The organism is Nocardia sp. NPDC056000 (assembly GCF_042269265.1).
Classification (GTDB): domain Bacteria; phylum Actinomycetota; class Actinomycetes; order Mycobacteriales; family Mycobacteriaceae; genus Nocardia.
In genome coordinates this window covers 549,987-575,605 of the sequence record NZ_JBHJXS010000005.1, presented here as the reverse complement: position 1 = coordinate 575,605, position 25,619 = coordinate 549,987, and the positions used below count along the sequence as shown (strand labels likewise).

The 25,619-nt window shown below is 65.7% G+C and carries 24 protein-coding genes; 10 read left to right on the top strand and 14 right to left on the bottom strand.

Annotated elements, in window-relative coordinates:
- Nucleotides 1-84: 84 nt before the first annotated feature.
- Together ACFC4D_RS18460 and ACFC4D_RS18455 are read right to left on the bottom strand one after the other, a co-directional pair.
- Nucleotides 85-1,899, bottom strand: coding sequence for an MFS transporter (locus ACFC4D_RS18460; RefSeq protein WP_376064835.1), 1,815 nt, complete (start codon nucleotides 1,897-1,899; stop codon nucleotides 85-87).
- Between the two features lie 88 nt (nucleotides 1,900-1,987).
- Complete coding sequence (locus ACFC4D_RS18455) at nucleotides 1,988-3,520, bottom strand: multicopper oxidase family protein (RefSeq protein WP_376064834.1); 1,533 nt, start codon at nucleotides 3,518-3,520, stop codon at nucleotides 1,988-1,990.
- Between the two features lie 151 nt (nucleotides 3,521-3,671).
- On the opposite strand from ACFC4D_RS18455, the gene ACFC4D_RS18450 reads away from it, so the two are divergent.
- The gene (locus ACFC4D_RS18450; protein WP_375958448.1) at nucleotides 3,672-4,256 is read left to right on the top strand and encodes a PadR family transcriptional regulator; all 585 of its coding nucleotides are present in this window, start codon (nucleotides 3,672-3,674) and stop codon (nucleotides 4,254-4,256) included.
- A 24-nt stretch (nucleotides 4,257-4,280) separates the two neighbouring features.
- On the opposite strand, the gene ACFC4D_RS18445 is transcribed toward ACFC4D_RS18450, so the two are convergent.
- Genes ACFC4D_RS18445 through ACFC4D_RS18410 form a run of 8 tightly spaced genes read right to left on the bottom strand, consistent with a single transcriptional unit; the run spans nucleotide 4,281 to nucleotide 12,235 of the window.
- The gene (locus ACFC4D_RS18445) at nucleotides 4,281-5,366 is read right to left on the bottom strand and encodes a methyltransferase (protein ID WP_375958450.1); all 1,086 of its coding nucleotides are present in this window, start codon (nucleotides 5,364-5,366) and stop codon (nucleotides 4,281-4,283) included.
- A gap of 35 nt (nucleotides 5,367-5,401) precedes the next feature.
- Nucleotides 5,402-7,045, bottom strand: a complete 1,644-nt coding sequence (locus ACFC4D_RS18440; protein ID WP_376064831.1) for an FAD-dependent monooxygenase — start codon at nucleotides 7,043-7,045, stop codon at nucleotides 5,402-5,404.
- Nucleotides 7,046-7,077: 32 nt separating this feature from the next.
- Complete coding sequence (locus ACFC4D_RS18435; RefSeq protein WP_375958454.1) at nucleotides 7,078-7,491, bottom strand: VOC family protein; 414 nt, start codon at nucleotides 7,489-7,491, stop codon at nucleotides 7,078-7,080.
- A 22-nt stretch (nucleotides 7,492-7,513) separates the two neighbouring features.
- Nucleotides 7,514-9,010 (bottom strand): methyltransferase, encoded by a 1,497-nt coding sequence (locus tag ACFC4D_RS18430; protein WP_375958456.1) that lies wholly within the window; start codon nucleotides 9,008-9,010, stop codon nucleotides 7,514-7,516.
- A gap of 1 nt (nucleotide 9,011) precedes the next feature.
- The gene (locus tag ACFC4D_RS18425) at nucleotides 9,012-9,266 is read right to left on the bottom strand and encodes an acyl carrier protein (protein ID WP_375958458.1); all 255 of its coding nucleotides are present in this window, start codon (nucleotides 9,264-9,266) and stop codon (nucleotides 9,012-9,014) included.
- On the bottom strand, nucleotides 9,259-10,509 hold the full coding sequence (locus ACFC4D_RS18420; protein ID WP_376064829.1) for a ketosynthase chain-length factor: 1,251 nt from the start codon (nucleotides 10,507-10,509) through the stop codon (nucleotides 9,259-9,261). The genes ACFC4D_RS18425 and ACFC4D_RS18420 overlap by 8 nt, the downstream gene beginning before the upstream one ends.
- The gene (locus ACFC4D_RS18415; RefSeq protein WP_376064827.1) at nucleotides 10,506-11,771 is read right to left on the bottom strand and encodes a beta-ketoacyl-[acyl-carrier-protein] synthase family protein; all 1,266 of its coding nucleotides are present in this window, start codon (nucleotides 11,769-11,771) and stop codon (nucleotides 10,506-10,508) included. Before ACFC4D_RS18415 ends, ACFC4D_RS18420 begins: the two co-directional genes overlap by 4 nt.
- Nucleotides 11,771-12,235: a cupin domain-containing protein gene (locus ACFC4D_RS18410; RefSeq protein ID WP_376064825.1), complete on the bottom strand. Its 465-nt coding sequence runs from the start codon at nucleotides 12,233-12,235 to the stop codon at nucleotides 11,771-11,773. Before ACFC4D_RS18410 ends, ACFC4D_RS18415 begins: the two co-directional genes overlap by 1 nt.
- Before the next feature lie 140 nt (nucleotides 12,236-12,375).
- Here ACFC4D_RS18410 and ACFC4D_RS18405 point away from each other — a divergent pair, with 140 nt between their 5' ends.
- The 4 genes from ACFC4D_RS18405 to ACFC4D_RS18390 are packed head-to-tail and all read left to right on the top strand — an operon-like array spanning nucleotide 12,376 to nucleotide 16,052.
- Nucleotides 12,376-13,032, top strand: coding sequence for a TcmI family type II polyketide cyclase (locus ACFC4D_RS18405; protein ID WP_376064823.1), 657 nt, complete (start codon nucleotides 12,376-12,378; stop codon nucleotides 13,030-13,032).
- Entirely contained in the window at nucleotides 13,029-13,952 is a 924-nt protein-coding gene (locus ACFC4D_RS18400) for a thiamine pyrophosphate-dependent dehydrogenase E1 component subunit alpha (RefSeq protein WP_376064822.1), read from the top strand. The genes ACFC4D_RS18405 and ACFC4D_RS18400 overlap by 4 nt, the downstream gene beginning before the upstream one ends.
- Nucleotides 13,931-14,947, top strand: a complete 1,017-nt coding sequence (locus tag ACFC4D_RS18395; RefSeq protein WP_376064821.1) for an alpha-ketoacid dehydrogenase subunit beta — start codon at nucleotides 13,931-13,933, stop codon at nucleotides 14,945-14,947. The genes ACFC4D_RS18400 and ACFC4D_RS18395 overlap by 22 nt, the downstream gene beginning before the upstream one ends.
- A complete protein-coding gene (locus tag ACFC4D_RS18390) occupies nucleotides 14,940-16,052 on the top strand; it encodes a 2-oxo acid dehydrogenase subunit E2 (protein ID WP_376064817.1) in 1,113 nt (370 codons plus the stop codon). The genes ACFC4D_RS18395 and ACFC4D_RS18390 overlap by 8 nt, the downstream gene beginning before the upstream one ends.
- A 4-nt stretch (nucleotides 16,053-16,056) precedes the next feature.
- On the opposite strand, the gene ACFC4D_RS18385 is transcribed toward ACFC4D_RS18390, so the two are convergent.
- The gene (locus ACFC4D_RS18385; RefSeq protein ID WP_376064814.1) at nucleotides 16,057-17,844 is read right to left on the bottom strand and encodes a BTAD domain-containing putative transcriptional regulator; all 1,788 of its coding nucleotides are present in this window, start codon (nucleotides 17,842-17,844) and stop codon (nucleotides 16,057-16,059) included.
- Between the two features lie 433 nt (nucleotides 17,845-18,277).
- Between ACFC4D_RS18385 and ACFC4D_RS18380 the strand changes: the two genes are divergently transcribed.
- The 4 genes from ACFC4D_RS18380 to ACFC4D_RS18365 all read left to right on the top strand — a co-directional run bounded on the left by ACFC4D_RS18380 (nucleotide 18,278) and on the right by ACFC4D_RS18365 (nucleotide 21,349).
- Nucleotides 18,278-18,730 carry an anthrone oxygenase family protein gene (locus ACFC4D_RS18380; RefSeq protein WP_376064813.1) on the top strand — a complete coding sequence of 151 codons (453 nt, stop codon included), beginning with the start codon at nucleotides 18,278-18,280 and terminating at the stop codon, nucleotides 18,728-18,730.
- 30 nt (nucleotides 18,731-18,760) lie between these two features.
- Nucleotides 18,761-19,765, top strand: a complete 1,005-nt coding sequence (locus tag ACFC4D_RS18375) for a methyltransferase (protein WP_376064811.1) — start codon at nucleotides 18,761-18,763, stop codon at nucleotides 19,763-19,765.
- Nucleotides 19,750-20,679: an NmrA family NAD(P)-binding protein gene (locus tag ACFC4D_RS18370; protein ID WP_376064809.1), complete on the top strand. Its 930-nt coding sequence runs from the start codon at nucleotides 19,750-19,752 to the stop codon at nucleotides 20,677-20,679. Before ACFC4D_RS18375 ends, ACFC4D_RS18370 begins: the two co-directional genes overlap by 16 nt.
- A gap of 73 nt (nucleotides 20,680-20,752) precedes the next feature.
- Nucleotides 20,753-21,349, top strand: a complete 597-nt coding sequence (locus ACFC4D_RS18365) for a PadR family transcriptional regulator (protein ID WP_376064807.1) — start codon at nucleotides 20,753-20,755, stop codon at nucleotides 21,347-21,349.
- A gap of 33 nt (nucleotides 21,350-21,382) precedes the next feature.
- Here ACFC4D_RS18365 and ACFC4D_RS18360 read toward each other — a convergent pair whose 3' ends face one another.
- From ACFC4D_RS18360 to ACFC4D_RS18350, 3 genes are read right to left on the bottom strand one after another with little or no spacing between them, the layout of a single operon-like run.
- The gene (locus ACFC4D_RS18360) at nucleotides 21,383-22,987 is read right to left on the bottom strand and encodes an SAM-dependent methyltransferase (RefSeq protein ID WP_376064805.1); all 1,605 of its coding nucleotides are present in this window, start codon (nucleotides 22,985-22,987) and stop codon (nucleotides 21,383-21,385) included.
- A gap of 28 nt (nucleotides 22,988-23,015) precedes the next feature.
- Nucleotides 23,016-23,375, bottom strand: coding sequence for a hypothetical protein (locus ACFC4D_RS18355; RefSeq protein WP_376064802.1), 360 nt, complete (start codon nucleotides 23,373-23,375; stop codon nucleotides 23,016-23,018).
- The gene (locus ACFC4D_RS18350; protein ID WP_376064799.1) at nucleotides 23,372-24,856 is read right to left on the bottom strand and encodes an MDR family MFS transporter; all 1,485 of its coding nucleotides are present in this window, start codon (nucleotides 24,854-24,856) and stop codon (nucleotides 23,372-23,374) included. Before ACFC4D_RS18350 ends, ACFC4D_RS18355 begins: the two co-directional genes overlap by 4 nt.
- Before the next feature lie 155 nt (nucleotides 24,857-25,011).
- Between ACFC4D_RS18350 and ACFC4D_RS18345 the strand changes: the two genes are divergently transcribed.
- The gene (locus tag ACFC4D_RS18345; RefSeq protein ID WP_376064798.1) at nucleotides 25,012-25,602 is read left to right on the top strand and encodes a TetR/AcrR family transcriptional regulator; all 591 of its coding nucleotides are present in this window, start codon (nucleotides 25,012-25,014) and stop codon (nucleotides 25,600-25,602) included.
- Nucleotides 25,603-25,619 lie beyond the last annotated feature (17 nt).

The window sequence follows — 25,619 nt, the reverse complement described above, 5'->3', positions numbered from 1 at the left end:
GCCGAGCCCCACGGATGCCCTTGGGGGGAGCGGAGGGGTCCGTGGGGTATTCGGGTGGTCGAAGGGGTTGGGGTGTAGCGGGATTCAGCGGGGTGGCGCGGTCCAGCGGGTGGTCTCGTCACCGGATTCGGCCGCGGAGCCGGTCCATTCACCGCCGCCGGTGCCGCCACTCCATTCGCCTCCCCCGGCATTGCCGGTCCATTCCCCCGCGTTATCGCCCCAAGAACCGTCCGCACCTTCGGGTTTGCGTGCGGGCAGGGCGAACACGAGCAGGAACGCCATGGTGACCAGGCCGAGTGAAACTCCGGTGCCGCCCATCAGGGCGGTGGTGAAGTTGCGTTTGACGGTGCGGTCGATGGCGCTGGCGAAGGCGGTTCCGACGGGGTCTTCGGTGGCCTGCAGTGGACAGCCGGGGACTTCGTCGGTCCAGTTCTTGGCGTGCGATCGCTTGTCATAGCAATCCACGAAGCGTTGCACTGCGGCGTCGACATCGGCATCGGTGCCGAGCATCTGGGTGGCGATCAGCTCCGAACGCAGTTGCGGCGCTTCATGTTCGGCCGAATCGACTGACGCGCTTTTGAGAATGCCGAAGAACGCGACCGCAGCCAGGGCGATGCCCAGCGCGCTGCCCAGGCGCTGCGCGACATTGAGGACACCGGCCGCCGAGCCCGCGTCGGACCAGCCGACACCGCTCATCACCACATCGACGTTCGGGGCGATCACCAGGCCCGAACCGATGCCGGCGATGAGCAGCCACGGGGTGAGTTCCCAGCCGGACATGGTGGGGCCCACCCAGATCGCGGTGCCGAGAATCCCTGCGAGACCGACCATTACGACGCCCAGCCCCATCGACATCACCCATTTGCCGAGCTTGGTGTGCGCCTTGTCCGAGAACATCGAGCCGAACAGCGTGCCCAGCGCGAACGGCAACAGGATCAAGCCCGCGGTCAATGCCGAACGCTGCAGACCTGATTGCAGATAGACCGACAGGATGAACCACAGGCTGATGAAACCGGCGAAATAGGCGAAGCCGATCCCCACGCCCGCGCTGAACGCGCGATTGCGGAACATGCCGATATCGATGAGCGGCTCATGCCCGGACTTACCGCGCCGCTGCTCCCACACCACGAACGCGATCAGCAGCGGCACCGCGGCCGCCAACATCACGAAGATCCAGACCGGCCAATCCTGGCTCTGACCCTCGATGAGTGGGAAGCCGATCAGGAAGACCGTCACAGCGATCATCACAATCCCCAGTGGGTCGAGCGAACCGCCACGACCCTTGGTGGGCCGCATGATTCGCGCCGCGGCCGCCAACGCCACGATCGCGATCGGCACGTTCACCAGGAAGATCGGCCGCCACTGGTAGTCGCCGATATTCCACTGGATGAGCAGGCCCGCCAGCAGCGGAGCGACCGCGGTCGCGAAACCGCTCACCGCGCCGTAGATGGCGTACGCCTTACCGCGTTCCTGCCATGGGAACGCGGTCTGAATGACCGCCAAAATCTGCGGATTCATCAACCCTGCCATCGCGCCGAGCACCACCTGCCAGGCGATCAGCTGGCCCACCGATTGCGCTGTGCCGCACAGGATCGAGGCGATCGCGAAGCCCGCGACAGAGATCATGAACAGGGTTTTGTGCCCGAAGCGGTCGCCGAGGCGGCCACCGGGAATCAGTAGTACGCCGTAGGCCAGCGCGTACGCGGTGACCACCCATTCCACGGCGCTGTACTCGCTGCCGAAATCGCGCTGGATGGACGGCACGGCGACATTGACGATCGTGCTGTCCAACAGGATCAGGAAGGCTCCGGCCATGGCGACCGCTAGTTGCCGCCATCGTGTTGCGTCGATCTCTTGTGTGCCGCCACCCGAGGTGGCGGACTCCTGCCAGGTCATCATGCCTCCGAAATTTAGTCTTGTACGACTACTCGCGTACGACTAGTACAGCACGAGTGAATGCCCGCGAACAACCCTCGCGGGGGTGAATTCAGGGAGTGACCTGGAAGTTGGCCATCATCATCATGTCCTCGTGCTCGAGGTTGTGGCAGTGGAAGACGTACTTACCGGGCCAGCCGTCGAACCTGGCCGCGACCCGCACGGTCTCCCCCGGCCGCACATGCACGGTGTCCTTCAGTCCCGCGTCGAACGGACCGAGCGCGGGATACGAGCGCGAGAGCACCGCGAAGTGCACGAGGTGCAGATGCATGGGATGCCTTACGTCACTGGTGAATTCCCAGATCTCGGTGGTACCCAGCTTGGGATCGGCACTGATCCGGTGCTCGTCGAACATATCGCCGTTGATCCCCCACATCCCGTCCGAACGGCGTTTGACCTCGAATTTGCGCGTTTTGACCGCAGCGTTCGGGTCGGGCATGTCCGGGGTGGACAGCACCGCGGGAACGCTGCTGCGCTCGGGTTCGGTGCGCACCACATCGAAGGCCATGACCTGATCGATGACGGGCTTGTCGGCCCAACTGTTGGCCATCACGACCCGGGTCCCCACCGGGTAGGCGGCGAAATCGATGATGACGTCGAATCTTTCGGCCGGGGAGATCACCAGCCGATCCTGCGATACCGGCCCGGCGAGCAGTCCGCCGTCACTGCCGACCTGCACGAAATGCACGCCGCCGGGGGGTGCGGGATCGAGTTTGAGCTCGTAGATCCTGGCATTGGAGGCATTGAGAATCCGGAACCGATACTTGGTCGCCGAGACCTGCAGCAGCGGCCACGGCACCCCGTTCACCAGCATGGTGTCACCGTAGAAACCGTTCATCGCCCATGGATAGATGCCCGGTTTGCTCAGGCTCGGATCCACCGACGGGTAGAACATCGCGCCATCGGCCTCGAAAAGCCGATCCGTGAGCAGGACGGGAATGTCCTTGTCTCCCTTGGGCAGTGGCAGTGCGTCATCGACATCGTCGCGAATGAGATGGAATCCGGCCAGGCCCATATGCACCTGCGGTGCGGTGAAGTCCACGCGGTGATCGTGATACCAGAGCGTGGCCGCGCGCTGGCCCTGCGGATAGGTGTATTCACGGCTGCCGCCGGGCGCGATGAGATCGGTCGGATACCCGTCCGAGGTAGCGGGGGTGCGCCCGCCGTGCAGATGCACCGACACCGGCACCCGCAGCTCATTGCGATGGCGGATGATGACCGGTCGATCCGATCGCCCGATGACGGTGGGACCGGGAAAGGTGCCCCCGTATCCCCAAATCGGTGTGCGCAGACCGGGAATGATCTCCGCGGTGCCCGCCTGTTGCGCCAGGTCGTAGTAGGTGCCCGACGGGTCGTCGCGGGTGGGCCGCAGTTCCGGCGGACGCCTGAATGGCAGCGTAAATCGACTGACTCCGGGACTGGTCTTGGGTGGTGAACGCGGCGGCGTCCACTCTCCATCACCGACCCCCGCCTGCTGCACCGCCCTCTTGGGAGTGCCTGTACTGCAACTGGTGACAACGGCGTTCACGCCCAGCAGCACCCCCACCTCGGCCATGGCGGCCAATAGCTGTCTTCGAGTCGTCACGATGTCCTCCCTGGTGATCACCTGTCGATGTCACCTCAGACTACTCATACGCGAGTACTTGTGCAGATCTAGTCATCCGAGAGTGGCCGCATGCGAAATACGGGTCCGGCAACCTTTGCTCGCCTGCGGCTACTCATGCTTTACTAGTCGCGTGAACAGCGTTCGGATCTTCGTTCTCGGAGCTCTGGCCAAAGGCGGCCCGATGCACGGTCACCAGATCAGACGGGCCGCGGAACTCGACCGCATGGACCTCTGGAGTGACGTCAAACCGGGTTCGCTCTACGGCGCGCTGCACCGAATGGCCGCCGAGGATCTGATCGAGGCCGTCCGCACCGAGCAGGAGGGCAACTTCCCGGCACGGACCGTCTACCGAATCACCGATGCCGGCCGCAACGAGCTGATCGCCCACCGCGACGAGGCCCTGCGCACCGCACGCGTGCGACCCGACCCGGTCGACCTGGCCATGCAGAACACGTTCGATATGCCCGAAGAGGACCTGCGGGCCTACCTCGAGGAACGCAAACTCGCCTATGAGACGCTGCAGTCCTCGTGGCGGCAGCAGCAGCGGGTGGCTGAACCGCATATTCACGGTATGGAGCGAATGACGTTCCGGCACATCGAACTTCGGATCGAGGCCGAGCTGAAGTGGCATGCCGAACTGCTCGATCATCTGGACAAGCTGCTCGCGGACGAGGCCGAGCACAAGGACACCAAGGACGCCGCGGACGAGCACTGACCGTCCGCGGACATCGCCTGAATCTCAGCCCGGCAGTTTGGTTTCGATCAATCCGAACGGCATCGCGCCGCGCCGAACCCCGAGGAATTCCAGTCCGGCCTGCTGCGCCAGTTCGGCGAACTCCTCGGTCGTGCGCTCACGACCCGAACCGATCAACATCATCACCAGATCGATGAGGGTGCTGAACGGTGAATTCGGCTGGGGCCCATCGGAAAGCACGTGTTCGATCATGACCACGCGTGCGCCGGGCACCGCCCGATCGACGCAGTTGCGCAGAATGCGGACACAGGTTTCGTCATCCCAGATATGCATGACCTGCCGCAGCAGATACAGATCCGCGCTCGCAGGCACCTCGAGGCGGATATCGGCCGCGATCACCTGGGTGCGATCGGCGAGTTGCCCGGCCAAGAGCACCGGATCGGCTTGCGCCACAACCTGATCCCGGTCGATCAGCACCCCGCCCAGTAGCGGATTACGCTCGAGGACCGTGCGCAGCAGCCCGCCCTGACCACCGCCGACATCGGCGATGACGCGGACATCGGTGAGATCGAGCATGCGGGCGATGGGTATCGAGGACCATTTGCCCGCCTCGGACATCGATTCGTCGAAGACCGCGCCCGCGCCCGGATCGTCCTCGGCGAAGTAGCGATACAGATCCTTGCCGTAGTGTTCGGTGAACGCTGCGTTGCCGGTGGTGACGTTGCCCGGAAGGTTCTGCCACACCGCCCAATTCCACTCCGAGGCGGCCAGGAGCAGCAGGCTGCGGACGCTGTGCGGGTTGTCCACCCGCAGCGCGCGCGAGTACTCGGTGTGGCGGTAGCGTTGCCCGCCGACGTCGGCGAAGACCCCGTGCGCTGCCAGTGCCCGTAACAGGCGGATCAGCGCGTGTTCGTCCACCCCGGCTTTGGCCGCCAATTCCTCGACCGGCATCGGCTCATCCTCGATGCAGTCGGCAAGCCGTAATTGAGCCGCGGTTTGCAGGATGCTGCTGACCCAAATGCCCTGTCCGAGCCGGCGCACCTCGGCGGCCGCCTCCATCGGCGTCACCTCGGGTTCGGTTGTGGCGGTGGCGGGTTCGGCACGATCTGACTTCTCGGTGAGATTCGACATCATTCCCTCTTCCGTATCGGGTCGCCGACGCGTGGTCAGCGGGCGGTGGGCAGCGCTGCGGGGTGTCCGAGCAGGTGCGCGAGCGCGTCGCGCAGGGTTGCGTGGGGGTCGGTGACCGCCGTGGGCGAGCGCCATGCGATGAAGCCGTCCGGTCGCACCAGCAGCGCGCCCGCAGGTGTGATGCCGCAGGACGCGGGCCACTGCCCGCTCGGATCGGTCAGCTCACCATCGGCGCCGATGCCGAAGGCATGCAGGGGAATTCCGATATCGATCGCCGCGGCCAGCCAGGGTGCGCCGTCGGCCCCGGTCAGCAGGGTCATCGAATCGGTGCACAGATCGAGCGTGGAGATGCGGACGCCGCGTTGCTCGAGCCACAGGTGCGGAATCCGGGTGCCCGGGCGACCGGTAAGGTCTAGCTGCTCGGGCATGACCTCGGTCGCGGGACCGCCGTCGTCGATGACCGCCGCCGAGGTGTATCGGTAGCCGACGATCACGGTCGGGAAGTCACGAAAACCGTTCTGCTCATGTGCGGTTGCCCGGAATCGCTCGCGCAGCAGCGCCTGATCGGCGACCGCGTGATCGACCGGAAGTCGCTCGGCGGCATAGGTTTCCAGTAGCGACTCTCCCGCCCAGCCATGCAGGACTGCGGCCAGTTTCCAGGCCAGATTGTGTGCGTCCTGCATGCCGGCGTTGGCGCCGAACCCGCCGTGAGGCGGATGGGTATGTGCGGCGTCACCCGCCAAGAACACTCGCCCGGACCTGAACCGCTCCGCGATCAAATGCGCCGAATCCCAAGGAAATACGCCTTCGAGTTCGATCGGGACATCGTCGCGGCCGATGGCCTGGCGGACGAACTTCAGGGCGGTTTCGTCATCGATGACCACCGAGCCATTGCTGTCGACGAGTTCATCGAGTCCGGTCCAGAACATCCAGCGATCTCGCCCGTCCAGGCAAACCGCCACACCGGTAAGCGGTCCGACGATCAAGGCAAGAATGAATCGCCTGCCGCCGGTGACCTCGGTCAGATCGGCGTGGAACAGCACGCTCACCATGTGTTCGAGCAGCCCGTGTCCGGTGCGCTCGATCCCGAGGCGGTCGCGCAGGCCACTGCCGACCCCATCCGCGGCGATCAGATAGTCGGCCCGCACCCGATAGCTCTCGCCGGTGGCGCGATCGGCAACAATCGCGACGACCTCGTCGAGGCTCTGCTCGACCTCGAGGAGTTCGGCGGAGAACCGCACATCTGCGCCCGCGCTCTCCGCGCCCGCGCGCAGCACCGGTTCGAGCAGGTCCTGTCCACACCACACCGGATCGCAGGGACTCAGATCTGCCGCGAATTCGTCGCCACTCTCGGTGATGACCGCGTTGCCCAGATCCGCGAGCGAGCGCGTGCGCAGGATGATGCGCGGAATCTCGGGCCGGTCATCGGGCACCCCGGAGCGGCTCCCGTTCTTGCCGACCAGGCGCAGTCCAGCCGCCTGCACCGCCTCGGCTATCCCGGCGGACCGGAACAGTTCCATACTGCGGGCGTGCACGCCGGTGGCACGAGGCAGTGGCGAGGTGGTGGCCCGCCGTTCGACCAGCATGACCGGCACGTGCAGGCGGGCGAGAAATAGTGCGGCCGATAAACCGACCGGGCCGCCACCGGCGATCAGCACCGGTACTCTGACCTCGCGCATGGGTGTCTCCTTCCAGATCCGTTGCGGGGTGGTCAGTTCCGTGGTTCGTGCAGGACCTGGCAGAACATGATGGGGTTGCCGTCGGGATCGAAGAAGGTCTCCATCGCGACCAGTCCCTCGTACATCCACGCCGGTTGCCCGAACTCCACGCCGCGTGCCTGCAGCCTGGCCTTTTCTGCGATGAGGTCGCGTACGCCGAAGGTCAGCATGGCCCCGCCGCGCCCGAATCCGCTGTCGGCCTGCCATAGTCCGACGGCGACGTTCTCGGTATCGGTGGACAGTTCGCACCAGCCGATCTCGTCGGCGCGGAACAGCACCTCGAGGCCGAGGTTCGATTGGTACCACTCGATGGACCGCCGCAGGTCCGAGACGGTCAGCCAGGGGGTCACGATGCCGTCGTAGACGGGACGGGCCGCATGGGTCCGGTCGGGCATGATCTCGGTCATGGCCTTCTCGCTTTCTCGTTGATCACGCGGTGGCCGCGCATTCCAGGACGGCCCAGCCGGGTTTGCCGGGATGTTGAACCAGTTCGAAGCCTGCCGAGTTCAGTAGCCGATTCCATTCGCGCAACGTGCGTTCGCGTCCGCCGAACAGCACCAGCATGTCCACATCCAGGAATTTGGCGTGGTCCCAGCCGGGCGCCTCGCTCAGGACCTGCTCGCAGACGAAAAGCCGCCCGTTGCCTATGGATTCGCGCACTCGGCGCAGGACCGTAGCGGCATCGGGGTCGGACCAGTTGTGCAGGACGGTCCGCAGGACATAGGCGTCACAGCCGCGCGGGAGCTCGTCGGTCATGAAGTCCGCGGCAACACATTCGATGCGATCACTCATGCCGGCGGCGGCGATATACGGCGCGGCAGCAGCCAGTACGTGCGGACGTTCGACCAGTACACCCCGCGCCCCAGGGTTGCGTAGCAGTAGCGTGACCAGGAAATCGCCTGTCCCACCGCCGATATCGGCGATGGTGGGAAATCGCTCCGCTGCGATGCGGTCGGCGAACACTCTGCTGAGCCGCGCGCTCATGCCCGCCATATTGGTATCGAACAGCTCGGCGTCGGAAGGATTGGCCGCCAGATAATCCCAGAGCCCGGACCCCAGGGCCTGGGTGGTCGCGGGCTTACCGGTGCGGATGCTCTCTTGCAGCTGCTCGTACGGCCGGTGCACGAACCGCGCGCCGCTGTACTGGACGTAGGAAGCGATGCTCTGTGGCCCGTGCGAACGCAGGCCCTCTGCCAGTGGGGTGAGACCGACTCTGCCGCCGGGCAACTCGGCGAAGATGCCGACCGCGGCGGCCGCACGCAGCACCCGAGCCAAGGCGTCGGGATCGACATCCACCGCGGTCGCCAAGTCCACGACGGTGCGCGGGCCCTCGGCGAGCAGATCGGCCACGCCCAGACCGCCCAGCGCGCGTACGATCGCGGCCACTCGCGCCCCGCCACCGAGCAGTAGCAGTCGCTGCGCATGCGGGTCGTCGGGGAATCCCACCGAATCCGGCTCCGCCGCAGCGGCTTCGTTCTCCAAGGCGGCTTTCTCGACCAGTCCCTTGATCCGGGCCTGCTCCTTGCGGGTGGTGGTATTGAGGTGCTCGGTCATGCCCACGTCGTCGGTGTGCGCGCCGGACTTCATGGTGAAGTCCTGCACCCAGCGCATGCGCACGCCGTCGCTTTCCTGGGTGTAGGACCACGCGAGTTTCATGTACTCGAACGGCCCGGTCTCGATCCGGTGAGCGCGCACGGTGCGGGCCGCGGCGTCCAGGGTCCGTTCCGAGACCCAGGTCCACACGCGTCCCAGCTCATCGGGGTGCATGGTCAGTCGGAACACGAAGGTGTGCTCGTGCCGTTCGAGGACTTCCACGGCGGCGTATTCACTGAACAGCTGCGGCCAGGACGTCAGATCGTTGGTCATCTCCCAGACCAGATCCATTGGCGCGTCGATGATTACGGAGTTGTCGGTGTGCCCGGCCATCTCAGGCCTCCACCAGATACGAATTTGCCACCTGGACGGCGATGCGCGGGGTTTTCATCTCGATCAGCTCCGCGTCCGGGATCGTGATGCCGAACTCGGTTTTGAGCCGGCTCGCCAGTTCGAGTAAGGCGAGCGAGTCGTATCCCAGTTCGTCGAAGGGGGTGTCCAGCACGTCGCCATCGAGGTCGACCGCCTCGTCGACGCCCGCCCCCTGACGTAGCAGCCGATTGAGATCGGTTCGGGTGAATTCAGCCATCGGTTCCCTTTCCGGACTGTGCGGCCGTGAGCACCACGGCCGAATTGAAACCTCCGAAGCCGCGCGCGAGCACCAGGACCGTGCGGATTCGCGCTGGTCTGGGAGCTGCGGTGACGAGATCGAGTTCGATGCCGTCGGCGAGGTCGGTGACATTGACCGTCGGCGGGATCACCTGATCGCGGATGCTCAGCAGTGCGGCGGCCGTATCCAGCGGTGCGGCGCCCGAATACAGGCGTCCGGTACCGGATTTCGGCACCGTCACCGGGACGCCGTACGGCCCGAAGACTGCACGGATGGCCGCCGCCTCGGTGGCGTCCAGGTTCGGGATGCCCGCACCGTCGGCGAACACGACATCGACCGCGGTGGGGCCCACGTGTGCGTCGGCGAGCGCCAGATCGATTGCGCGGCGCAACCCACCCGGGCGATCCGAACCCGCCGGCGGATCGAATGTCGCAGCGTAGCCAGACAATTCGCCGTAGCTGCGCGCGCCGCGCGCCTGGGCCGCAGCTGCGGTCTCGAGCAGCAGGATCGCACCGCCCTCCCCCGGCAGGTAGCCGTTCGCGTCGGCATCGAACGGCAGATACGCTCGGGCGGGATCGTGCCGAACGCTCATCTTGCGGTTGGCGATCTGGGCGACCCACCCCCACGGGCACAGCGAACCGTCTGTGGCGCCGGTCAATACGATCCGCGAATCGCGGCGCAGCACGCGGCGGGCCTGTCCGAGCGCGTCCAGACCGCCTGCACCCTCGGTGACCACCACCCCGTTCTGTCCCCGCAGACCATGCCGGATCGATATCTGACCGGTGTTCACCGCGTAGAACCACGCGAACGACTGATAGGCGCTCACATGCGCGGGTCCGCGGCTCCACAGGTGTTCGAGCTCGCGCTGGCCGAATTCGAATCCGCCAGAATGGCTCGCGGTCACCACCGACATCTCGAAATCGGGCACCGCGGCGGGATCGAGCCGGGCATCGGCAAGGGCCTCCCCGGCGGCGACCAGGGCCATGCGGGTCATGCGATCGGTTTGCGGCAGTAGCCGATTCGGCAATCCCGAGGGATCGAAATCGGGAACCTCACCCGCCAGGACGGTTGGATACCGGGTGGCGTCGAAGGCCTTGATGGGTGCGAGGGCATTGCGCCCGGCCAGCGTCGAGGACCAGTACGACTCGATGTCGAGCCCGGTGGGCGCGACGATTCCCATTCCGGTGAATTGCGGTGCACCCGTGCGTTTTCCGGTGCTCATGATTGCCGCCCCGGTCGGGCCAGCAGAGCCGCGGATTGGAAACCGCCGAATCCGCTGCCCACACTGAGCACCACCTCGAGCGCGCTTTCTCGGGCCACGCACGGCACATAGTCCAGATCGCATTCGGGATCGGGAGTGTGCAGATTCGCGGTGGGCGGCACCAGACCGTGCTCGATCGCCAGCGCGCAGGCCGCCAGCTCGATCGAACCGATCGCGCCGAGGGAATGGCCCACCATCGATTTGAGAGAACTGATCGGTACCTGGTAGGCGTGCGCGCCCAAACTCCGTTTGAACGCCCCGGTTTCATGGCGATCGTTCTGCTTGGTGCTCGACCCGTGCGCGTTCACGTAGCTCACCTGCGACGGATCGATGCGCGCCTCGCGCATGGCCGCGTCGATCGCCTCGGACATTTCGCGCCCGTCGGCTTTGAGGCCGGTCATGTGATAGGCGTTGGCGCGCGAGGCGAATCCGATCAACTCCGCGTACATGTGCGCGCCACGTGCGTGCGCGGCCTCGAGTTCTTCCAGGATCAGCACCGCCGACCCCTCCCCAAGTACGAACCCGTCTCGTTCGGCATCGAAAGGGCGAGAGGCGATGTCGGGGTGCTCGTTATTTGGTGAGGTGGCGTGGATGGCGTCGAAGCAGGCCGAGGTGATCGGCGAGATCGGGGCATCGGTCGCGCCGGTGATGACGATGTCGGCGGATCCCTCACGAATGAGATCTGCGGCGTAGCCGACCGAATCCAAGCCCGAGGTGCAACCGGTGGAGATCAGCGCGACCGGACCTTCGGCCCCGACCGCCCAGGCGACTTCGGCCGCGAGGGTGCTGGGCACGAAATGTCCGAACAGGTGCGGGACCGCGTACGCGCCGTCGACCAGCCAGTCACGGCCCTCATTGCTGACCACCGCGTATTCCTGTTCGAGTCCCATGGTGGCCCCGACCGCGCTGCCCAGGGCCACAGCGGTGCGTTCGGGGGTGAATTCCGCGGCGACCAAGCCGGAATCGGCCAGCGCTTCGCGAGCGCACACCACCGCGAATTGCGTGGCGCGGTCCATGCGCCGGATCTCCCGCGCGGTGAGACCGTGATCCGCCGGGGTGAAATCACATTCGGCCGCGATCTGGGACCGGTAGGGACCGGGATCGAAGAACGTGATGCGCCGGATAGCGGATTGCCCCGAGGTCAGTACCCGCCACGCGTCCTTGGTGCCGATCCCGCCCGGCACGATCATGCCGATCCCGGTGATCACCACCCGCCTGGCCATTACCGCACTCCCGCATCGGGTGTCGCGGCTTTATCGCCGACATGGGGCAACGGTTCCGCCGGATGGGGAACCGGCTCGAGGTCCACATGCCCGAGCTCCGGGCTCGGTGCGAGCGGGGCGACCGAGAACACCGCCTGCGCCACCTCGGGACCGTGATTCACGAAGCGGTGGGCGGTATCGCGGGGTACGAACAGGGCCTGCCCAGGCAACAGCGGCACCGGCTCACCGTCGACGGTGAGCTCGAGTTTCCCGCTGATCAGGTAGATGAACTTGTCCGAGTAGGGGTGTCGCTGGGCGGCGACGAACTCGCCGGGCAGCAGCGTCAGGGTGCCGTTGAACCCCGAAGTGGAACCAACTGTGCGCGGGCTCAACAGGATTCGAATCTCCCCGCCCTGGCGGATGGTCGCCCGCACCTCGGTGCGATCGATCCGGTAGCGCGCCGCCCCGGTGACCTGATTGCTCATGCACCGATCGTCGAATGAGCTGCTTGAGCAGCCCTCGAGCGGTCAGCAAGGCACGGCTCGAGCGGTCGTGAACACCTGCTCGAGCCGCCTGCGCGAGGCTCGATCTCGCCCACCATCGCCCGAAGAACAGGAGCGCCAAGGTGTTTCGAGCTCTCTTTGTGCGCCGCATGGCCACCGCGCACATCCCCGATGTCACGGCGCTGTTCGATGCGCACGATCGCACCCGGTTGCCCGGGGCCATAGGCGTCACCAGGCGCACGCTGTTCCACTTCCACGACCTGTACTTCCATCTGGTGGAAGCCGACCGGGACATGGTGGCGAATGTGCGCGCCCACCGGGACGATCCGCGGCTGCGCATGCTGGACAGCGGGCTCGCCCGATATCTGGCGCCCTATGAGGCGAGCGCGCCGACCATGGGCGATTCCCAAGCCCGCGTCTTCTACTCGTGGTCTCCCACCGCCACCGCCGCCCCGGCCGGGTTCCGCAAGATCCTGCGTTTCGATGTCGCCCGCGACCAGCGTGCCGGATTCGAACGCGCCTGGGACGCCATGGGTGCGGCCGCGCGAGCGCATCCGGCCAATCTCGATCAGTGCCTGGCGTACGACGCCGAGATCGGGTGCTATCTGCTGATCACCGACTGGGTCGACGAGGAAGGCTACCTGGACTTCCAGCGCAGCGACGCCCATCGCAACGCCGGACCCGAGTTGAAGCAGTATCTGCGCGCGGTCGCGCGACCGGATATCGTGCGCCGGGTCGCGCCGTTGCCCATGCCGTTGGCGCCGGCGGAGACCGCGTGAACGCCGTGCTTACCCGGCCGCAGGAGCAGGATCTGTTGCGCATGTTGCTGATTCGGCATTTCGAATTGGCTTTGCTGGACCTGTTCGCCGCCGGTGCGCTGCACGGCACCACGCACACCTGCTTGGGCCAGGAATATGTGCCGGTGGCGGTTTCGGGGCTGTTGCACCCCGACGACGTGGTGCTGAGCAATCACCGCGGCCACGGCCACTATCTGGCCCGCTTCGATGATCCCGAAGGGCTGCTGGCCGAGATCATGGGGCGGGCCGGGGCGCTGTGCGGCGGGGTCGGCGGCAGTCAGCATCTGTACCGGCCGACCTTCCTGTCCACCGGGATACAGGGTGAAAACGTCACGCTCGCAACGGGAATCGCATTGCATATGCGGAACACGCCCGGACGGCGCATCGCCGTGGTGTACACCGGCGACGGCACCTGGGGGGAGGGCGCGGTCTATGAGGCGTTGAATATGGCCGCACTGTGGCAGGTGCCGTTGCTGATCGTGGTCGAGAACAACGGCATCGCCCAGAGCACACCGACCCGCGTGCATATGGCAGGCACCGTGGCTGCCCGCTCCGCCGCTTTCGGTGTGCCACACCGGAAAATCCACGGATGCGATGTCGAGGCCATCCGGGTCGAGCTCGCCTCGCTCGTCGATGCCGTGCGCGGCGGAGGTGGGCCCGCGGTGGTCGAATTCGACACCTTTCGACTCGGTCCGCACAGCAAGGGCGATGACACCCGCTCCCCCAGCGAGCTCGAAGCGCTGCTGGCCCGGGACTGGACCGTGCACTATCGCGACCGTCATGGCGCACAGTACGACGTCGCCGACACCTGCCAATCCGAGCGGATCGCATTGGTGGTCAAGGACATCGGCGCACGACCGCTCGCGAGCGGGGAGGCGATATGGACCGGGCACACCGCGTAATCGAGAACTTGAACGCCGCACTGCGGGCGTTGCTGGCCGTCGCCGGCGTCTATCTGCTCGGCGAGGACGTCAGCGACCCCTACGGTGGCGCGTTCAAGGCGACCAAGGGCCTGTCCTCCGCTTACCCGGAACGGGTGATCAGCACTCCCATCTCAGAGAACGCCCTGGTGGGGGTCGCGAATGGGCTGGCGCTGCAAGGCAATACGGTGATCGTGGAGATCATGTTCGCCGATTTCGCGGGCCTCGCCTTCGACCAGGTGCTCAATATGACGGCCAAATCAACCTCGATGTACGGTGCGCGCCTGCCCATGCGGGTGCTGATCCGGCTACCCGTCGGCGGCGGCCGAGGCTACGGACCGACGCACAGTCAGAGTCCGCAGAAGCATTTCCTGGGCATCCCGGATCTGAGAATCGTGGAGATCAACGCCTACCGGGACACCCTCGAGGTGCTGCGCGCGGTACTGGAGACCGGTGGACCCGCACTCGTGGTGGAGGACAAGGTCCTGTACACCCGGCGCATGGCCGGTCCCGGTCCGATCGATGAGCTCTTCCACGCCGAGTTGCTCGCGGGGCCCTTGGGGCACACCAGGATCACGATGAGCGATAACCCCGAAGAACTGGACTGCTTGCTCATCGCTGCGGGCGGGATGGCCGATCGAGCGGTCGAGGCCGCCCGGCGACTGGCCCTGGAATCGGATCTGCTGTGCCAGGTGATCGTGCCCACGCTGCTGCACCCATTCGATGTGGAACCCATTGCCGCGGCCTGTGATTCGGCGCGCATCATCTGCGTCGCAGAGGAGAGTACGGGCGGTGGCACCTGGGGCGCCGATATCGCACAGGCGATCTATCAACGCTGCTGGCCGAATCTACAGCGCCCGATCGTGCTGGCGCACTCCGATTCCGGGGTCATCCCCGCGGCTGTGCATCTCGAGCGCAACGTTCTCATTGACACCCAGCGCATCGTCGATGCGGTTCGAAAGGGCCTCGATGGCTGAGATCTTTGTCCCGGTACTCAATGCCAATGACGAATCCTGCACGCTCGTGGAATGGCTGTGCGAGGACGGTGATCTGGTGCGCGCCGGTGATCCGATCGCGGTCGCCGAAACCTCCAAGGCCAGTGTCGATATCGTCGCCGATGTCGACGGGATCTTGCAGCGAGCGGTCGCGGCGGCGAGCGAAATCACGTTCGGCGAGCCGATCGGGCACCTGTTCGACTCCGAGGAGCAGCGTCTGGACCAACTCGCGGCTGCGAGTGAAACAGTCGGTGCTGCAGCAGAACCCGCTGCGAAAGCGAGCTATGTGCTCACCGACGCCGCGCGAGCGCTGGTGGAGCAGCACGGTATCACCGACGAGCAGTTGCGTGGCCTCGGCAAACGCGTGATCCGCGGCGGCGATGTGGAGAATTTGACCTCGACCACGATCGAACTGAGCCTGAACCAGCGTCAGGTCGCTCGGTCGGTCTCGCGGTCGTGGCAGAGCATCCCGGCCGCCTATAACGTGACCCGGCTGCTTGTGGCGAACGCCCTGGCCTTGCGGCAGGAGCTGCGCGCCGAGCGCGGCATCGATATCGGGCTGCCCGTCCTGCTGATTCGCGCGATCGCCCGGCTGCACAACGACTTTCCGTTGCTGTTCGCCAGTATCGGGCACGATGGCCGTACCGCGACCATCACGGGCGCCGATATCGGGGTGACCGTGGACGCGGGTGCGGGGCTGTTCGTTCCGGTGCTCCGTGATCCCGCCGGGCGTCCGATCGAGGAACTCGCCGCCGATCTGGCCCGCCTGCAAAAGTGCGCGGTGCAGGGGAGATTCAGTTCCGCTGATCTCGTGGGTGGCGCGCTGACCGTATCGATCAATCCCTATCACGACACGGTGTTCGTGATCCCGATAGTGTTTCCCGGCCAGTCGGTCGCAGTGTCGCTCGCGGCGGTCACCGACGAGATCGTTCTGGACCCCGCGAACCAGCCGGTGCGCCGGCCGGTCACGCAGCTGGGCATCGCCTATGACCATCGCCTGGTGAACGGTCGCGATGCCGCGATGTTCTCCCGCCGGCTCAAGGGCGAGCTCGAATCTCCGCTCGCCCTGCGCAATCTGCTGACCTGATTTCTCAGCACACCTCCAGTCGGGGGCGTGGATGTGGTTGCGCGACGCACAGCCGCACCACCGGATGCATACTCAGGCGCAGATCGCCCGCGCCGCCGTACCGGCATTCCACCAACTGCTCATTGGCCAGTCGCCCGATCGCGGCCTCGGTCTCACGTCGCGGCAATTGCAGGGCGCAGCACACGGTCGTCGCGGTCCGCGCACCCGTGCGCACCGCTTCGAAGACCCGCAGTTCGGTTTCGCCGAGCATGGTCAGACTGGCCGAAATGGCCGCTCCGACATCGGATTCACCGTAGCGCAGCAGATTGAGCCGATTGCTCTCGTCCGCGAGCAGTTCGGTCAGGTACTCGAGCGACAATCCGGGCCAGTTCTCCCACAGGGCGCCGACCGCGGTCAACGCCAAAGGCAAACCGCCGCAAAGCTGTACTACCGCGCGCGCCGCGGGCTCCTCGGCGATCACCCGGGCTTTGCCGACCAGCATGGCGAGCAATTCCAGTGCGCTGTCGACCGAGAGCACCTCGAGGTTGATCCGGTGCACTCCCCCGAGTTCGGACAACCGGCGTCGGCTGGTGACGATCAATCCGGACTCACTGCCCGTCGGGGATAGCGCCCGGACCTGTTCAGTCGAATAGGCGTCATCCAGCACCACCAGCACCGATCGCGCTGCGGTCCAGCTGCGAAACATATTGATGCGCTGGGCGGTCGAGCGCGGCATCGGATCGGTGCAGCCGAGCGCACGCAGGAAGCCCTCCAGGATCATCCCGGTCTCCACCGGCCGCCCGCCGATACGCAGTTCCGCGACCAGCTGACCATCGGGATACCGGCCGCGGACCTGGTGTGCGGCGCGCAATCCGACCGCGGTCTTGCCGACCCCGGCCATCCCGGTCACGAGCACTGCGACCGGACCTGATCCCACTCGCGCGTCGATGCCCAGATGCCGGACCACCGTGTCCAATTCGCGTGTGCGCCCGACCAGTGCGCCCAGATCGGGCGGCAGGTGCGCGGGCACCCGCGGACCGATCTGCACCGCGGCCGAATCCGGTACGCCAAGTTCGTCATCGGCCATCAGGATCATCTGATGCACACGTTCGGCCTCGGCGCTGGGATCCAGGCCCAGATGTTCGGCCAGGGTGATGCGCAGGCGGTGGAAGACCGCCAGTGCCTCGCTGCGGCGGCCAGTACGGAACAGCGCGATCATCAATTGGATGTGAAAGCCTTCGTGCAGTGGGTGTTCGGCGATGAGCGCACCCAATTCCCCGATCAAACTGGCGTGCCGGGCCAGGCGCAGATCCGCGTCGATCCGCATTGACAGCGCGTGCAGTTTGCGTTCGCTGAACCGCAGCACATGGGTATCGAGCATGGGTCCGGTGGGCACATCGGCCAGCATCGGACCGCGCCACAGTTTCAGGGCGTGTTGCAGTTCGGTGGATGCCAATTCGGGAACCCCGTCATCGAGTGCGCGGGTGCCGCGTCCGACCAGATCCTCGAATCGAGTGGTGTCGACGCGACCCGCCGGAATGTGCAGGGAATAGCCGGACGAGGAAGTCACCACCGAGACGTCGGTATCGGTGCGGGCCAGGCGGCGCAAATGGCAAATATAGGTTTGCAAAGTGGATTGGGCGCTGCGGGGCGGGCGTTCGGGCCATAGTTCGCGCATCAGCACTTTGGCCGGAATCACCTCGCCCGCATGCAATGTGAACAAAGTCAGCAGGGTGCGGACTTTCGGAGCGGTCGGGGTGACGACTTGTCCTCCCGATTCCACGCGCAGGCCGCCGAGCATGTCGATCCTCATTTGTAGGCCCCCTCCGGCCTCGGGCGAATAGCCCGGCACTTCGAACACCGCTACGGGGCCGCACTCGGAACGGCATCCTGCCCAGACTCGCCGTCGAGTATCCAGCCGATGAAGATCCGAAATCCGGCAATCAGTAGTCGTGTTCTCGGTCATCTGAATTCGATTGTCTGCCACCGCATCCCGACGCATCCGTCCCCACACGGAAATATGCCGATAGGCGAAGTAAGAGTCGTTTCGTCGCGAGACTACTCAAGCATGAGTAGGTTGCACTGTCAACATGAGCGGTGCCGAGGCAAATACGCTGTCGCGCTAAGGTTTCGGCTGCTCACGACCCGATGATCCTGCGGCTCGCTCGAGTCCGACTTGAACGGCTGTCCAGAGCCTCGAGCGCCGGTCAAGCGGTACGCAAATCCACCCTGGCAGCGTGAGTGCCATGGGAATCGCCTTGTTGAGCACCATCTCTCTGGTGGCCACCGGACTGGTCGCGGGAATATTGCTCGGGGTCGCCATGGCCAACGTTCCCGGATTTCTGGCCATGCCGGCGGATCAGTACGTCGCGACACACCAGCTGTTCGACCGGCACTACGAGCCGACCATGCCCGCCCTCGTCGCGATCGGCGGGATCGCCGATATCGGACTCGCACTGATGAGTGAAACCGGCTCGGCCACCACACTATTCATACTCGCCATGCTGTTACTGGTTGGCACCGCAATGGTTTCGCAATTCGCCAATGTACCGCTGCTGAGTTCGGTGCGTGACGTCGACCCCGCTGCCCTGAGCCAGGATTGGGCCGATCCGCGACTGCCGTGGCGACGCTGGCACCAGATCAGAACCGTGCTGTCGACTCTCGCACTGGCGGCCACAGCGCTGGCAGTGGCGATCTGAGCCCTTCTCGACCATTCGGAGGTCATGTCCATGCCGCAATCCGAGCACCCCGATTTCGCCACCCTCACCGATGTGATCGCGCCGTGGGCGATGCGGGTCGCCGCCACCCTGGGATTGGCCGACCACATTGGTGCGGGTGTCACCACGATTCCCGAACTCGCCATTGTCGCCGGTGCCGATCCGGACGCATTGCGCCGACTGATGCGCTTTCTCGTAGTGCGCGGGGTATTCCGCGAGATCGATACCGGTTCGTACGCTTTGGGGCCGAGCGCGCAATTACTCAAGGCCGATCATCCGGCGGGCAGGCATAAGTGGCTCGATCTGTCCGGTGCGGGCGCGGTGCTCGATGCCACCTATGTCGGACTGCTCGATTCGATTCGCACCGGCGAGCCCGCGTACGAACGGGTGCACGGACTCTCGTTCTGGGAGCATCTGTCGGCCGAGCCCGCACTGGCCGCCTCGTTCGACACCCTGATGGCGGAGAATGCTTCGTGGTTCGGTGAAGTCACTGCGGCCTACGACTGGACCGGAATCGAGCAGATCGCGGACGTCGGTGGTGGGACCGGGGCGTTGCTGGCGGATGTTCTTGCCGCACAGCCGCATCTGAGTGGTGTGCTGGTCGACCTGCCCGATACCGTGGCCGCCGCGGAAGCGATTCTGGACGCGGCGGGCGTGCGCGAGCGTGCTCGTGTCATCGGTGCGAGCTTCTTCGACCCTTGGCCGCCTGGTGCACAGGTCTACCTGCTCTCGCATGTACTGCACGACTGGAACGACGAAGACGCTCGTCGCATCCTGCGGCGCGGTGCCGAAGCGATCGGCGAGGGCGGCCGACTGTTGCTGATCGAGCGCCTCGCCGATGACGAACCCGACGAACTGCTCGCTACCAAAATGGACCTGCGCATGCTGGTACTGGTCGGCGGACGCGAACGCGGTGCGGGCGACTTCGCCTGCCTGGCAGGAGATGTCGGACTCGACTGCCGAACCCTGGTCCGGACCGATTCCGGGCGCACCCTCCTCGAATGCAGAAAGCGATGAGCCATATGCCACGCAAACCGGTGGAAACACCCTCGCAGACAATTCTGGTAACCGGAGCGACCGGCCTGCAGGGTGGCGCGGTCGCGCGCCGCCTGCTCGCGGACGGCCACCGGGTTCGGGCGCTGGTCCGGAACCCGCTCACACCCGCGGCCGTCGCCCTAGCCGGGCTCGGAATAGAGCTCGCCACAGGTGATTTCGCCGATGCGGGCGCGGTCCGCGCCGCAGCCGACGGCGCGGACCACACCTACGTCATGGGCACGCCCGCGGAATCCGGACCGGATGTGGAGCGGGACAACGCGATTCGGGTCCTGGACGCGGTAGCCGACGCAGGGGTGGGGCATATCATCTACAGCTCGGCCGCCGCGGCCGATCGGGAGATCGGCATCCCGTGGTTCGACAGCAAGAAGGAGGTCGAATCACACCTCGCGGGGCTGCCGGTCCCCTGGACGATCATCGCTCCGGTGGTCTTCATGGATGTCATGCTGGCTCCGCACGTGATCAATGCGCTCCGTGCTGGATTCCTCCCGATGGCGCTACCGGCCGTGCGCGCACTGGCCTATGTCGATGTCGCCGATATCGCGGGGTTTGTCGCCGCCCTAGTGACCCAGCCTGCCGACTTCAGCGGTCAGCGCATCGAAATCGCTTCCGACGAGCTCACCGGCCCTGCTGCCGCAGCCGCGATATCCGCAGCCACCGGGCGCGCTATCACGTACGTGGTTCAACCGCTGGGCGAGCTGGCGGCCTGGAACCCCGAACTCGCCCGCATGTTCCAGTGGTTCGACGAGGTCGGCTTCGGCCTGGATCTGCCCGCCCTGCACGCCGCGCACCCTCAGGTCCGCTGGCACACCTTTGCCGAATGGGCGGCAACCACCTCCTGGGCCATGCTCGACACCCACGACGAGCACACCGGCTGAACACACCGACCAGCACGCGGCGAGCCGCGCCGATATCATTGGCGCAGCAGCAGACCAGGGCCTGGGGGAACCGATGACCGAAGGTGCGCACGCGATCCTGACGCCCATGGCGATCACCACTCTCTCTCTGCTGAATGAGCATCCGATGCAGCCGTACGAGATGTTCCAACTGCTGGTGCGCCGCCACGGCAAGGAACTGACGGCCGTCAATCCCGGCTCGCTATATCGCACCATGGCGCAGCTGGCCAAACAGGGATTGGTGGGGACCGCAGCCACAATCCGCACGGCCAATGGCGCCGACCGGACCGCCTACCGCATCACCGCCGCCGGACGCACCGCACTGCGAGATCGCATCGCGGAACTCCTGCACCGGCCGGTCCCAGAACGCCCCGATCTGCTGATCGCACTGTCGAAATCGCACACACTTCCCCGCCGGGAAGTGATAACCGCACTGCGCGAACGCATTACCTGTCTCGAGGCCGATATACGCGAACTCGACACCCTCCTCCAAAACGGTCGCGCCTGCGGCATCCCCCGCCGATACTGGGTCACCACCGAATATCTTCGCGCGAGAGCGGCAACCGAACAGCACTGGCTGCGCGGTATCGTCGACGGCCTCGAGTCCGGTGACATCGATTGGGAGAGAGCCGATTCCGAATTGGTTCGATAGCGACCTGCTCGATCCACTCTCCCGCCCGTCGAATCAAGCGGGCAGATGCGCGGCCAGGAGTCGAGCCGGTAGCCGCAGTAGTCCATTGTCCCCGGGGGCGAACGATTCCATCATCGAGGCCGCGTGCGGTGGGATGCCTTGTGTGGCGATTTCGATGTAGGACTCGGTGAGGGAGTCGATGATCCAGTGTTTGGTGACGGTGTCGCGGATTTCGGCGTCGGTGAGGGCGTCGAACATGCGGCCGGTGAATTGTCGGTCGAATTCCTCCTGGCTGAAGCAGAGGATGAACAGGCGGGCGCCCGGGGCGGCGGCGCGGGCCACGGAAGCCAGATAAGCGGAGCGGCCTTCCTTCGGGAAGGAATTGAAGGATGCGTTGTCGATGATGGTGTCGAACTCGCCGTCGTGGCAGGTCAGGGTGCGCAGGTCTGCGGCCTCGAAGCGGACGTGGTCCGAAATGTGCTGCGCGGCGGCGTCGGCGGTGGCGGTGGCGATTGCTGACGCGGCGATGTCTATGCCGACTGTGCGGTAGCCCTGGCGGGCGAACCAGAGTGCGGTGGCACCTACTCCGCACGCACTGTCCAGGACGGTTCCGGTGATCTCGCCGCCTGCCTCGAGGTCGATGATCGCCTGTTGCGGTCGGCCGATGTTCCACGGCGGCTGCTGGTCGCCGTTGATCGGTGAGTCGCCTCGGTAGACGGCTTCCCAGTCCAGGGTGCCCATCGATGGCGGAGTCGCCGGGCCGGGGCCCTTGATCGCCGTGACGCACAACAGGTCTCGGAACGACTGGACGTCCTGTTCGGACATGGCGAGTTCGCGGCCGTACTTGTTCATCAGGTCGGCGGCGTCGATCGCGGATGCGCTCCAGCCGTGCGCATTGAGCCAGCCGACCACGTCGATCTGCTCGTTCTCGAGGAAGATCATCTCGGCCATGCTGGGGCCGTCGGATTCGCCGGTGATGTCTTTGGTGTGCTCCTGGCTGGCCGCGAGGAACTTCTGCATATCGATGGTCGGTGAGGTAACGCCGACCGCGAAATGGCTTCCGGCAGCTGATAGTTCGTCGATCTTCTCGAACAGCCGGTTCTGTGCGTCGGTGGGCAGGTAGGGCACCAGGCCCTCGGCTGACCACGCGGTCGCAATGGTCGGATCGAATCCGGCGGCGATCAGGTCGGTGGCCCAGTCCCCCGTCAAATCCGTTGCCACATCGGACCATTGGACCTTGGGTACCGCGCCGGTGTCTTCGTAGACCTTCTTCTTGAAGGCGAAGACTTCGGTGAGGTCGATCTCGTAGACCGTCATATCGGCGGGCCAGTCCAGCCGGTACGGTCGTGCGTCTAGCCCGGATGCCAGGATCACCGCCTGGCGGGCACCCGCGGCGATGGCATTGAGGAAGAAGTCGTCATAGCTCTTGGTCCGGACTCCGGCCATGCTCGAGAACGCGGGCCAGTGGGCCTTGGCGGTCGGGTTCTCGATGATGGCGATCAGATGCTCCACGCCGGAGGCGTAGACGAACCTTTCCGCGAATTCGTCGGTGATCAGGGCGTCCGGGGCCTTGGATTCCACAGCCCGGAAGGCCGCGGATCCCAGGGCGGTGAGACCCACCGTGTTCGCGATATCGGCTTGTGCGCCATTGGTTGTCATGGTTTCTCCTTCGGTTGGGATGGGTCGATCAGAGGATTCGCAGAACGGTGAAGTAGACGAACAGCATGGACAGAACGGTTACCAGCGGTAGTACCGCTCGCAGCCATTTGGGTTGGCGGGCAAACCATTTCCGCAGTGGGGTGAGTCGTCGGCGCGCTCGGGTGAGTCCCCGGCGCACCACGGTGAATTCCGAGGCCAGCAGACCCAGACCCAGGAGCGCCACCGGCGGGGCGACCAGGCAACCCACCGTCACCATCACCGTGCCCACGATCAGCACGACCACTCGGACCGCGATATCGATAACGCGGTTGGTACGCAATCGGCGCGCTCGCGTGCGTAGTGCGGAATCCCTTCGCGTCACCGCGATTTCCGGCTCATCGATGCTCATCGCAGCGCCCCGGACTCGACTGCCACCTCCAGTGGGTCGCCAGGATCGGGCTCCGGATCGGTCGCTGCGGTTCCGGTCGGCACCCCGCGCACGAATACGGCGAAGGCGATGCCGATCAGGGTCAGGGCGGCGGTTACCAGGAAGGCGTCGTGATAGGCCGAAATGGCCGCGGTGTGCCTGGCTGCCGCGTCGGCGTTGTCTCCCAGTGCTCCCAGGCGCGAACTCAATCGAATGCTGAGCAGGCTCGCCAGTACCGCGACCCCGGCGGCCGAGGCGATCTGGCGGGTCGTGCTGAACACCGCGGACGCTCGCGCGGTCGCCTCACCGGTGATGGTGGCGAAGGTCGTGGCCTGCATCGGCACCATTACCAATCCCATGGCCGCACCGGAGACGAGCATGATCCCGCGAATCCACCACAGCGACGTATCCTGTTGCACCGCAAGGAATCCCAGATTCGCGAGCGCGGTCACGAGCAGCCCGGTCACCAGCATGACGCGTGGCCCGACCACGGTGTAGAGCTTGCTCGCCAGCGGCATCGCCAGCACCATGCCGACGGCCTGGCACGCGGTGATCAGCCCCGACTGCGTCGCGGTCAACCCGAGTTCCTGCTGCAGTAGCAGCGGTGTCATGAACAGCACGCCCATCGTGGCCGCGCCCGCCGCCAGGGAGATGAGGTTGCCGAGCCGGAACAGGCGGTCATTCAGGAGCCGCAGGTCCAGCAGCGGCGAACGTTTGCGCAGTTCGACCACGACGAGCAACCCGGCGAGCAGGACTCCCCCGATCAGCGATATCAGTGTGATCGGATCGGTCCAGCCCGCGGTCGGGCCGCGGTCGAGTCCGAACAGCAGCCCGGCGAGAGCGGCCCCGGCGAGCACGAACCCGGCGAGGTCGAACGCTCCGGGGCGCGCCTGCTCATCGTCATCGCGCAGCACGAAGATGACGAACGCCAGCGCGATGGCCCCGACGGGCAGATTGAGGAAGAAGATCCACCGCCACGACACCGCATCGACCAGCCAGCCACCAATCACCGGCCCGAGCGCGGGAGCCACCGCGGCTGGAACGACAAGTACCGCAGAGGCTTTCGCGCGCTCGGCGGCCGGGAAGGCCCGAAACAGCATGGCGGTGCCGACGGGGGTGAGCATGCCGCCGCCCACGCCTTGCAAAAATCGTGCGGCGGTGAGCATTTCGAGCGAGGTGGACAGCCCCGCGATCAATGAGGCGATGGTGAATATCGCCACCGCGAACCCGAAGGTGCGCCGCGCCCCGAATCGGTCCGCGACCCAACCCGAGGCCGGGATGAAGATCGCCAGGCTCACCAGATATCCGGTCACCGGCCACTGCAACATCGCGGCATCCGCGTTGAACTCCCGCCCGAGTGTCGGCAGCGCTGTGTTCAGCACCGTCATATCGAGCAGTTCCATGAACAACCCGAACACGAATGCGGTGGCGACCAGCCACTTGTACGGAATGCGCTTGATCATGGTTCCTCGGTTTCGGTCGGAGGAAATCGCGTTGCTGTACGAAACGATATCGTACACTTAAGCTAGACGCCACCCTCTGGCGAAGATTCCGCGAACACCCGGCGCCCTATGCTTCGATAGATACGGAACCGTCTCGTACGAGAGAAAGTCGACATATGCCCGCGTCCAACCCCGCCCCGCCGCGCCGCCGTATGACCCCCGAACGCGTCGGCGAACTGTATGACGCGGTTATCGAGGTGCTCGCCGAAGTCGGCTACGAGGCCCTGACGATCGACGCGGTAGCCGCGCGCGCTCGCACCAGCAAGGCGACCCTCTACCGGCAGTGGAACGGCAAGACCGAGCTGGTCGCGAGCGCTCTGCGGCATATCGGCCCGGTCCCCGGCGCCGAATTCGACACCGGCAGCCTGCGCGGCGACCTCATCGCCCTCGCCACCCGCGGCGCACGAGATGAGCGTGATACGAGCGTCTTCCGCGCGATGAACGAGGCGGCCAGCCGAGAACCGTTGCTGCACGAGGTATTACGCGAACTCATCTTCGACCCGACCATGCACGCCTTCAACGCGGCGGTCGAGCGCGCGGTCGAGCGCGGTGAGCTGGCGGCCGATTCCCCGGCCATCGAATTCACCGGGCATATGGTGATGGGCGCGATCACTGCCTACGCGGTCGTCGAAAACCGCCAGCCGGAAACGGATTTCATCGTGCGCTATATCGATGCGGCGGTGCTGCCCGCGCTGGGCGTGCGTTGAAACCGACGGGCCCGTCC

Bases quoted from the DNA above. Each gene is read 5' to 3' on its own strand.
- ACFC4D_RS18350 (WP_376064799.1), bottom strand. From the start codon at position 24,856: ATGATCAAGCGCATTCCGTACAAGTGGCTGGTCGCCACCGCATTCGTG.
- ACFC4D_RS18420 (WP_376064829.1), bottom strand. From the start codon at position 10,509: ATGAGCACCGGAAAACGCACGGGTGCACCGCAATTCACCGGAATGGGA.
- ACFC4D_RS18360 (WP_376064805.1), bottom strand. From the start codon at position 22,987: ATGACAACCAATGGCGCACAAGCCGATATCGCGAACACGGTGGGTCTC.
- ACFC4D_RS18440 (WP_376064831.1), bottom strand. From the start codon at position 7,045: ATGCGCGAGGTCAGAGTACCGGTGCTGATCGCCGGTGGCGGCCCGGTC.
- ACFC4D_RS18460 (WP_376064835.1), bottom strand. From the start codon at position 1,899: ATGATGACCTGGCAGGAGTCCGCCACCTCGGGTGGCGGCACACAAGAG.
- ACFC4D_RS18385 (WP_376064814.1), bottom strand. From the start codon at position 17,844: ATGAGGATCGACATGCTCGGCGGCCTGCGCGTGGAATCGGGAGGACAA.
- ACFC4D_RS18430 (WP_375958456.1), bottom strand. From the start codon at position 9,010: ATGGCCGGGCACACCGACAACTCCGTAATCATCGACGCGCCAATGGAT.
- ACFC4D_RS18380 (WP_376064813.1), top strand. From the start codon at position 18,278: ATGGGAATCGCCTTGTTGAGCACCATCTCTCTGGTGGCCACCGGACTG.
- ACFC4D_RS18435 (WP_375958454.1), bottom strand. From the start codon at position 7,491: ATGACCGAGATCATGCCCGACCGGACCCATGCGGCCCGTCCCGTCTAC.
- ACFC4D_RS18355 (WP_376064802.1), bottom strand. From the start codon at position 23,375: ATGAGCATCGATGAGCCGGAAATCGCGGTGACGCGAAGGGATTCCGCA.
- ACFC4D_RS18345 (WP_376064798.1), top strand. From the start codon at position 25,012: ATGCCCGCGTCCAACCCCGCCCCGCCGCGCCGCCGTATGACCCCCGAA.
- ACFC4D_RS18410 (WP_376064825.1), bottom strand. From the start codon at position 12,235: ATGAGCAATCAGGTCACCGGGGCGGCGCGCTACCGGATCGATCGCACC.
- ACFC4D_RS18445 (WP_375958450.1), bottom strand. From the start codon at position 5,366: ATGTCGAATCTCACCGAGAAGTCAGATCGTGCCGAACCCGCCACCGCC.
- ACFC4D_RS18425 (WP_375958458.1), bottom strand. From the start codon at position 9,266: ATGGCTGAATTCACCCGAACCGATCTCAATCGGCTGCTACGTCAGGGG.
- ACFC4D_RS18370 (WP_376064809.1), top strand. From the start codon at position 19,750: ATGCAGAAAGCGATGAGCCATATGCCACGCAAACCGGTGGAAACACCC.
- ACFC4D_RS18375 (WP_376064811.1), top strand. From the start codon at position 18,761: ATGCCGCAATCCGAGCACCCCGATTTCGCCACCCTCACCGATGTGATC.
- ACFC4D_RS18395 (WP_376064821.1), top strand. From the start codon at position 13,931: ATGGACCGGGCACACCGCGTAATCGAGAACTTGAACGCCGCACTGCGG.
- ACFC4D_RS18390 (WP_376064817.1), top strand. From the start codon at position 14,940: ATGGCTGAGATCTTTGTCCCGGTACTCAATGCCAATGACGAATCCTGC.
- ACFC4D_RS18415 (WP_376064827.1), bottom strand. From the start codon at position 11,771: ATGGCCAGGCGGGTGGTGATCACCGGGATCGGCATGATCGTGCCGGGC.
- ACFC4D_RS18365 (WP_376064807.1), top strand. From the start codon at position 20,753: ATGACCGAAGGTGCGCACGCGATCCTGACGCCCATGGCGATCACCACT.